Raw genomic sequence first — 8364 nt, forward strand, 5'->3', positions numbered from 1 at the left:
CTATGCACGCCAATATCTTCATGGAATTGCAAGCCTTGTTGAAAAAAGCGGTGTCTTATGGGTAAACCTGACCACGGCAATCGAGAAAAACCATGAAGTGAGCATGATCAGAATTGATATGGTTCACGTTCACTGCCGGGTAGGCAGCTCAGAAAAACCAGGAGAAAATCATGAAAACCACCGAATTGTTCACTGCCGGGTAGGCAGCTCAGAAACTGGCCATTGGCTCATCCTCAACCCAAAGCACGTTCACTGCCGGGTAGGCAGCTCAGAAATCACGATTCCATGCCCTGAACTCTCCCCCAAAGTTCACTGCCGGGTAGGCAGCTCAGAAAAGGATGGTTCAAATCCACTCCGGACGAACTGAGTTCACTGCCGGGTAGGCAGCTCAGAAATACGAACGAAGGTGATCGACTGGTTCCAAACCGTTCACTGCCGGGTAGGCAGCTCAGAAAATTCGAGGCGCTTGACCTTTTTGTCCACCTCAGTTCACTGCCGGGTAGGCAGCTCAGAAATTACGCGGCGTGGGAACTTTTCAAAATTCGATGTTCACTGCCGGGTAGGCAGCTCAGAAAGTGCGCCGATTCTCACACAGCAATATGCCAATGTTCACTGCCGGGTAGGCAGCTCAGAAAAGAGGGACGCCGGAGATTGCCACGGCGACCGACAATTCCGTCTCGACGGAATGGGTGTAAATGGGTGTCCATTTCGGCGTGGGTGTATCAGACCAGCCAGGTGTTACATCCATTTCGGATATTGCGATTATTCGTTTATTTCGGTTATACTTCGTCCCATGATGCTGATTCAAACTTCCATGAGGTTGCTATGACCACACTCTCACCCACGCATTCGTTGCCGACGGCCGAAGAAGTTGCCCTTGCTCGTGAGAGTGGCCGGGTGCTATCTGCCCACCTTCAGATCCGTGCGGAAACTCAGCAGATCGAGATCTTCGATGACAAAGGTGCTTCTCATCTGGTTCGCGTCCCAGTATCAGCGCTGCGGCTGCTCGTGAACGTCTTGACCGAAATCGGTGAGGGCAACGCGGTCAATATCATTCCGATCCACGCCGAACTGACCACCCAGGATGCAGCGGATGTGCTCAACGTGTCGCGGCCGTTCCTCGTGCAGTTGCTGGAGCGCGGCGAGATCCCATACCACAAGATCGGCACGCATCGGCGCGTCCGCTACCAGGACGTGATTGCGTACAAAGAGCGCATCGATGCTGAGCGCAGCAGAGCCCTCGATGCCCTGGCCGAACAAGCCCAGGCGCTCAAGATGGGGTACGAATGAATGAGTTCGAACTTTACTGTCATCTACGACGCGTGCGTGCTCTACCCGGCACCGTTGCGCGACTTCCTGATGCGCCTGGCACTGACCGACCTGTACCGGGCGCGCTGGACGGACATGATTCACGATGAGTGGACGCGTAACGTTCTGAAACAGCGGCCAGACCTGAAGGTCGAAGATCTGGAGCGCACACGTTCTCTGATGAACGCCCATGTGCGGGATAGCCTCGTCACCGGCTTCGAGCACCTGATCACATCCGTCGAACTGCCGGACGCTGACGACCGTCATGTGGTTGCCGCCGCTATTCACGGCGGCGCCAGCCTGATCGTGACTTTCAACCTGCAGGACTTCCCGCCCGAGCGGCTCAAGCCCTACAACCTGGCCGCACAGCATCCAGACGATTTCATCTTCGATCTACTGGATCTGCACGCAGCCCAAGTGTGCGAGGCGGCGGCCAACCATCGCAGGTCTCTGAAGAAACCACCCAAGACGGCCGACGAGTACCTCGACACCCTGCTCAAGCAGGGACTCACGCAGACCGTTGGCCAGTTGCGAGAATGGAAGGTAGCAATCTGAAGGGCTTCGGTTCAATTCACACATGGGAATAGAACTGGCAAATGTTTTCAGGCACATGGCTAATTCCAATGGCAGCCGAAAGTGCTACCACAGCCTGCAACAGTGACTGGATTTGTACCTTTCCGCACCACCTCGCACAGAACCTAACCGGTTGAGTTTCTGTGGTTGGTAGCGGGTTGCGGCCCCTCCACCAATTTATAAAGGTCAACGGTTCTCCGTTGGCCTTTTTTCTTGCTTGATCGCGTCAGTTCCCGCGTATTCGCGGTGGTTCCTGCGGAAGCCTGCGGACTGCCCCTTTACGCCCAGCGGGCGCAATCTGGTCATATCTCTCTCCCCTTCCCCTATTCTCTCTCCAACTCGCCCCCCCGAACACAGCACGAAGTCCGCAAGATGTTTTTATCCAACCATTTTGAATCAACGAGTTATGCGTTGACGAATCAAACGGGTTTTATTGCGCGATTGGTAGGCAAAGACCAGCCTGATTTATGGCCGGTCCGCATGAGCACCTTGTTGTGCGCGCCTGAAACTCGGTCTATAAATTGCGAGAATAAAAGCGATCACTAGCATTAGAAAGTTGGCTATCCCATACATATCTTCCTGTTTTTTTGAGCGGCATATAAGTCGGCAGAAGATGTCCCTGTAATGCGCTTTGCTCGGCGATGCTGGTCACTTGACTGACCAACGGAGCGAGGACAAAGGTGCCGTTTATGAGGATCAAGACGGCAAGCACGAACTTGGCGATGAGCCATCGGTGTTCAAGTGGACGGTACTTTCCTGCGAACGCTGTCAGACAACCTGCAACGATCTGAATCCACATGCCGGGAATCGTGAGCGCCCAAGTGATCGCCGACACAAACAGCCGCTGATGATAGATGAGCACCGCGTCGGCGCTTGTTCCAACGACTGAGTTCATAACGATGGATGGCAGAATGCCTCCAAAAAACATGACGAGGCCAATGAGGTGCAACAATTTTGTGGTCTTTTTCACAAACCTCTCCTAATCTGAAACCCAATTATTCATCGGCTCGCGAATGTAACCGGCCAGCCAGCCTGAGCCCGTCGCGGAAATTCATGCCCATGAGCGTGAGTTGCACGACACCGACGATCAGTTCCACTGCCTGTACTGCATAGAACAATTTGTCGAACTCACCGACAGCAGCCTTACCGTTGAGAAAGATCGCCGCTGGAATCATCACGAGCAAGCCGTTGGTGCCGATGATTGCCATGCGCTTCTTCTTCTGGTCAAGGAGATATCCTTTGCGCATTTTGCCAAGCGCGAAGCCTGAGCCGCCGGTGGCGGCCATGAACGGCACCAGCAGAAGTAGGCCATAGACAATGGCGTGTTTGACTGCCGTCACGGCGGAATGGTCCAGAAACATCTCCGAGACTAGAGTAGATATCCAGAAACTGGCAATGATGAGTATCACTGTGGTACCAGCGATGGCGTGGACAACATATTTCATGATCGGCCCCCTTTCCTCGGAACAGGGGAATCGAGCCGTTTATAGATGGAGTTCAAGGTTTGTAGTGTCTTCCTGAGATCTTGCAGGGGAAGACCGGCAACAAGACCATTAGCCCAGATCGCCTCCAATGTCATCACCTTGGCAAAGGTGCAGTTACCCAGTTCGGTCAGGGCGTAAAGGGGCGAGCGCTGATGACGTGGGTTGAGGCTCTGCTCGAAGAAGCCGTCCTCCTCCAGTTTGTTAAGTTGTTTCTGCGCCCCCTGCCGGGTGATGCCCATCGCTTCGGCAATCTGCGGCGCAGAGAGGGGTTTTTCGGCGAGCGCCACGGCACCCAGCACTTGCCAGCGGGCACTGGTGAGATTGAGGGGTTCGACCAGTTGATCACCTTTCTCTAGAAGACGACCATTCACTCGGAAAACCGTGAGCATAATTTCGGTCAAGATGACAGCCTCGGGATTGGGCTCGATTGCCATAGGGGATTCCTTCATGACCTGTTGAATTTTGTAGCCGCCTGTTTGAAGGCTACCCTGCTTACATAACGACAACCAGTTTCCACCACTGAAAACCAGTTGTCAATGTTTATGTGTTGTTGAAGTCAGCTTCAGTGCCGTACGGAAGCTTTCAGAAGATAGGGGGTTTCGCGCAGGTCAGGCGGAAAGATGGGTTGGGCCGTCACTCGCGAGAGTGAGTGATGGACAACAGGGAGGGGCTAAATGACGAACGCGGAGCAGATTGTGCGAGGTGAACGATGAAATCACCGTCCTCAAGAATCTGCAACAAACCGAACATGTGCCAGCCTGCGGACTGCACCTTTACTCCCAGCGGATCATTGTTGGTTGTCAGAATTCGGGGATCTGTCCAAAAATTCCAGATCGGCTCTGTTTGCAAACCAATTATGTTGAAAAGTTTTTGGTAGTCGTTTCTTGCTCTGTTATGGTATACAAATTTTCTTCAAAGAAAACAATTGTATTATTGGCCGACCTGCCCCCGAAACTCGCGGCGGTAGAGTGACGGGGAAATCTGCAAAATATTCCTGAACTGCTGGCGCATCGACACCGACGAGCCAAAACCTGCCCTTGCGGCAATCAGATCGATGGGCTGATCAGTGGTTTCAAGCAAACGTTGAGCCAGTGCCAAGCGCTGGTGGCGAAGCCAATCATTTACCGTGGTTCCTGTGGCCTTCCTGAAACGGCGGGTAAAAGTGCGACGGCTCATTCTGGCCTGTTCGGCCAGCGTATCGACATCCAAAGGCTGATCAAGTTGACAACCCGCCCAGTCGAGCACTGCCGACATTCGTTTATCTTTCCCCTCGACAAGAAGCGGCAACTCGATGTACTGCGCCTGCCCACCCTGGCGGTGTAATGGAACCACCATGCGACGTGCCACACGACTGGCAATGTCGGCACCATACCACTTACCCAGCAGATGCAGGCAGCAATCGATTCCCGCCGCAACACCCGCAGATGTCACCACGTCGCCGTCGTCCACATAGAGGACATCGGGGTTAACCCGAATGCGTGGGTAGCGGCGTGCCAGTTCATGGGCACAAAGCCAGTGGGTCGTGGCTGACCGGCCATCGAGGATACCAGTTGCGGCCAGTACGAATGTTCCCAAACATAAGCCGACCAGACAGGCTCCTTGCGCATGAGCCTCTCGTAGCGCTTCGAGGAGTGGTTCCGGCGGCAACACATAGGGATCGTGCCAGCTTGGGACGATGACAATATCAGCGCCAACCAGCTCCTCGAGACCATGGGATACCGTGAGGGTGAAACCGCACGAGGTCGACAGTGGCCCCGCTTCTACCGCGCATATGCGCAAGTCAAAACGCGGCACCCCCGCCGCGCTACGGTCTGTTCCGAAGACCTCGCAGGGAATAGAGAGATGAAAAGGGCTGATGCCCTCGAAAGCGATCACGGCAATGGTGCGGATGGTCATGCTGTTTCCAAAACTGAGAATTTGGCCCGATTTTATCGGAGATTGTCTTACAGGTCACTATCAGCCTGGAGTGACTGGAGAAATAATATCCCCATGACGTCACAATTCCGTGAGTGCCGTAACGAAGATGGCTCAGAAGGAGAATCTCCATGCTTGCCCCCCGCCGTGCCCTGCTCGTCATTGATGTGCAGAATGAATATGTCACCGGCAACCTGCCTATCGAATTCCCCGATATTCGGCATTCTCTGACCAATATCGGCAGAGCCATGGATGCCGCAACATTCTCGGGCGTACCCATTATCGTCGTCCAGAACACTTTGCCCGCTGGAGCGCCTGTTTTTGCCAAAGGGTCTCCTGGCTGGGAACTGCATCCGTCTGTCAGTTCCCGTCCGTACAGCCATTACATTGAAAAAATTATGCCCAGCGCCTTCGCTGGTACTGACCTGGCCGAGTGGCTGAACAGAAATGTCATCGACACGTTGGTAGTGGTCGGCTATATGACTCATAACTGTGACGACTCAACCATCAAACATGCGTTGCACGCTGGCCTGGCCGTGGAGTTTCTCACGGATGCCGCTGGGTCACTACCCTACGAAAACCATGCGGGCCGGGCCACTGCAGAGGAAATCCATCGGGTTTTTACGGTTGTCATGCACTCGCGATTTGCCGCCGTAGCGACCACTGATGAATGGATTACAGCACTGCAAACAGACGAAGCACTTCCTCGCGATAACATCTATGGATCCAACCAGCGGGCACGCGGTATGAGGGTTGCCTCGTGAACAGATGCGGACAAACACGATGATCCAATTGCGTCCCCTCACAGCGGAAGATGCCGCTACCATTGAAAATTGGCCGAAGTATCCGGCTGAGTTCGACGATCTGGATTACGCCCTGAGGCAGGACGGGTGGCTTGCAGAATTCCAAGACTGGCCAAACACCTGGCGTTTTTCCGCCGAACAATCAGGAGAATTAATCGCCTTCATAATTCTCGCCACCACTGCGGTGGGAGAAGCCGAATTTCGGATTGCTTTACGCCCAGATAAAACCGGTCAAGGACTGGGCCGGATCATCACTTCGCAAACCATGGAAAAAGGCTTTGGTGAAATCGATCTGACACGCATCCATCTCATCGTGCGTAAAAATAATCCACGGGCCATCCAGTTGTATCATCGTCTGGGATTCACTCTGCGAGGAGAGTGTCACAAGGATGTCAATCAGAAGCCAACGCATTTTCTGATCATGGATCTCCAGCAAGACGATTATCTGGCAGCAAGGGCCATTGCCAAAACCAGACGATAAACGGCAAGGTCCATCAACTTTCTCCACCGGGCATTCAAACTATCATGACGCCACTCATGACGGTCACTGCCCGACCGGTCAGCAATACCCGATCGGATTTGACTTCGCACCCTATTGAACCGCCACGCTTCGAAACCTGTCTGGCATTCAGGACAGTTCTGCCCAACCTCCGAGCCCAGTAAGGCGCGAGTTCACAATGGGCGGAGCCACAGACGGGATCTTCGGAAACCCCCAACTTGGGTGCAAAAAAACGGCTGACAAAATCCACTGTTTTCCCTGGGGCGGTGATGATGACACCCCGCAGATCCAGTTGAGCCAATAATTCCTGGTGGGGCTGAAGTGCGAGAACCGTCTCCTCATCCTCGAAGACAGCCAGATAATCATCGGCGCACCATACTTCCACTGGTGAGACCCCCAAACCTTTCGCCAACCGTTCGGGACAGTCGCACTGCCTGGGCGGCAAGGCAGGAAAATCCATTTCCAGGCCCTGCTCTTTTTTTTGAACCGTTAATTTTCCGCTGAGCGTGTCAAAAACCAGCAATGGTCCGGTATGACCAAGATGTTCAAAAATTACATGAGCCGTGGCCAGGGTGGCATGGCCACAAAGAGCGACTTCCTTGAGCGGAGTAAACCAGCGCAGTTCGAAGCCATCTTCGGAAGAGACAAAGAACGCGGTTTCCGAAAGGTTGTTTTCCGCTGCGATCGCCTGGAGCAGGCCATCATCTAACCAATGTTCCAGGGGACAAACAGCAGCGGGATTCCCTTCGAAAGGTCGGGTGGCAAAGGCATCTATCTGAAAAATGTCGAGGTTCATGTCGTGGTCCAAAGCAGAATCATTTCGCGAAGTACTTTTCCATGGATTCTGCCAGTTCCAGTGCCTGATGGGTTCCTTGAGCACGCAGCCCCTGAATCACGCCGTCCCGATTCTGTTCCGGTTGATTCTGACTGATTTTCCATTTTCCGATCAAACGGGTAATGGTGAGTTCGATGCCCACGATGGAACCCACCAGTCGTTCGATAAAGTCCTGGGGAGCGTCCGCAACCGACCAGGGTGAATCGAAGGCCGATTCCTGTTGTGCAGTGAGTGAACCGCTCTGTTCCCGGACCCATGCCGCGTCATCGATCACGCGCAGTTGTCCATAAGCATGGACAACTGCGTAATTCCAAGTGGGAACCCCCTTGCCATGCTCCCTTGCGGTGGGATACCAGGAGGGTGAAACATACCCACCCGGACCGTGGAATATGACCAGGGATTCAAGTTCTGGATTGAAACTTTTCCACATCGGATTGGCGCGAGCCACATGGCCTTGCAAGGTACCGAAGGGAGTTGGTTCAGGCGTGAGATGGAAGGGGATGTGATTGGCCTCCATCCCGGAAGCCGAGAGCGTCACCAGAGTTCCCAAGGAGTAGGAACGGATCAGTTGATGCAAAACTTCGATGCGGGATTCTTCGAATTGGGATGGGATATACACGATATTTCCTCGCTGGGTTCAAACGCGACTATAACCCCAACTCGCTCAATCCGGGGTGATCCTCAGGGCGACGCCCCAAAGGCCAGAAGAATTTCCTGTCATTGGCCTGGATTGGCAGATCGTTAATGCTGGCCAAGCGGCGCACCAATGAACCCTTGCTCATTGAATTCCCAGTTTTCGTTGCCATAGGAACGGAACCAATGACCCAGAAGTCGGCGCCTTTCTTTCTGCAATATAATTTCGGCCGCAACATAACGAACAAGGTTAGATCGTGCGCAAGCCACGATCTGAACCGTTTGTTGGACAAGCCCGGCAAGTCCCCTGTGACC

The 8364-nt window shown here is 53.8% G+C and carries 10 protein-coding genes, 1 pseudogene and 1 CRISPR repeat array; of the genes and pseudogenes, 4 read left to right on the top strand and 7 right to left on the bottom strand.

Going from position 1 to position 8364, the window contains the following annotated elements; translation table 11 throughout:
- Nucleotides 1-127: 127 nt before the first annotated feature.
- Nucleotides 128-635: a CRISPR direct-repeat array (repeat unit 28 nt; unit sequence GTTCACTGCCGGGTAGGCAGCTCAGAAA).
- Between the two features lie 190 nt (nucleotides 636-825).
- Together M6F29_RS10455 and M6F29_RS10460 are read left to right on the top strand one after the other, a co-directional pair.
- The gene (locus tag M6F29_RS10455) at nucleotides 826-1290 is read left to right on the top strand and encodes a helix-turn-helix domain-containing protein (protein ID WP_298159502.1); all 465 of its coding nucleotides are present in this window, start codon (nucleotides 826-828) and stop codon (nucleotides 1288-1290) included.
- A complete protein-coding gene (locus M6F29_RS10460) occupies nucleotides 1291-1863 on the top strand; it encodes a VapC50 family PIN domain-containing toxin (RefSeq protein ID WP_298159505.1) in 573 nt (190 codons plus the stop codon).
- Nucleotides 1864-2395: 532 nt separating this feature from the next.
- Here the strand turns inward: M6F29_RS10460 and M6F29_RS10465 are convergent.
- From M6F29_RS10465 to M6F29_RS10480, 4 genes are all read right to left on the bottom strand, one after another.
- Complete coding sequence (locus M6F29_RS10465) at nucleotides 2396-2851, bottom strand: DUF2269 family protein (protein ID WP_298159508.1); 456 nt, start codon at nucleotides 2849-2851, stop codon at nucleotides 2396-2398.
- Between the two features lie 25 nt (nucleotides 2852-2876).
- Complete coding sequence (locus M6F29_RS10470; protein ID WP_297454544.1) at nucleotides 2877-3326, bottom strand: hypothetical protein; 450 nt, start codon at nucleotides 3324-3326, stop codon at nucleotides 2877-2879.
- Nucleotides 3323-3799, bottom strand: a complete 477-nt coding sequence (locus M6F29_RS10475; RefSeq protein ID WP_298159511.1) for a MarR family winged helix-turn-helix transcriptional regulator — start codon at nucleotides 3797-3799, stop codon at nucleotides 3323-3325. Before M6F29_RS10475 ends, M6F29_RS10470 begins: the two co-directional genes overlap by 4 nt.
- 496 nt (nucleotides 3800-4295) lie before the next feature.
- Nucleotides 4296-5261, bottom strand: a complete 966-nt coding sequence (locus tag M6F29_RS10480; protein ID WP_298159514.1) for a GlxA family transcriptional regulator — start codon at nucleotides 5259-5261, stop codon at nucleotides 4296-4298.
- A 149-nt stretch (nucleotides 5262-5410) separates the two neighbouring features.
- Here M6F29_RS10480 and M6F29_RS10485 point away from each other — a divergent pair, with 149 nt between their 5' ends.
- Nucleotides 5411-6043 carry a cysteine hydrolase family protein gene (locus tag M6F29_RS10485; RefSeq protein WP_298159517.1) on the top strand — a complete coding sequence of 211 codons (633 nt, stop codon included), beginning with the start codon at nucleotides 5411-5413 and terminating at the stop codon, nucleotides 6041-6043.
- The gene (locus M6F29_RS10490; RefSeq protein WP_298159521.1) at nucleotides 6033-6563 is read left to right on the top strand and encodes a GNAT family N-acetyltransferase; all 531 of its coding nucleotides are present in this window, start codon (nucleotides 6033-6035) and stop codon (nucleotides 6561-6563) included. Before M6F29_RS10485 ends, M6F29_RS10490 begins: the two co-directional genes overlap by 11 nt.
- A gap of 34 nt (nucleotides 6564-6597) precedes the next feature.
- On the opposite strand, the gene M6F29_RS10495 is transcribed toward M6F29_RS10490, so the two are convergent.
- From M6F29_RS10495 to M6F29_RS12385, 3 genes and pseudogenes are all read right to left on the bottom strand, one after another.
- Nucleotides 6598-7377: a PhzF family protein gene (locus M6F29_RS10495; RefSeq protein ID WP_298159524.1), complete on the bottom strand. Its 780-nt coding sequence runs from the start codon at nucleotides 7375-7377 to the stop codon at nucleotides 6598-6600.
- Between the two features lie 19 nt (nucleotides 7378-7396).
- Nucleotides 7397-8035 (bottom strand): FMN-binding negative transcriptional regulator, encoded by a 639-nt coding sequence (locus tag M6F29_RS10500; RefSeq protein WP_298159527.1) that lies wholly within the window; start codon nucleotides 8033-8035, stop codon nucleotides 7397-7399.
- Nucleotides 8036-8063: 28 nt separating this feature from the next.
- Nucleotides 8064-8241 (bottom strand): annotated as a pseudogene (locus M6F29_RS12385) (DUF1348 family protein); the annotation flags it as partial.
- Nucleotides 8242-8364: the final 123 nt, after the last annotated feature.

This window comes from Ferrovum sp., from assembly GCF_027317285.1.
GTDB lineage: Bacteria > Pseudomonadota > Gammaproteobacteria > Burkholderiales > Ferrovaceae > Ferrovum.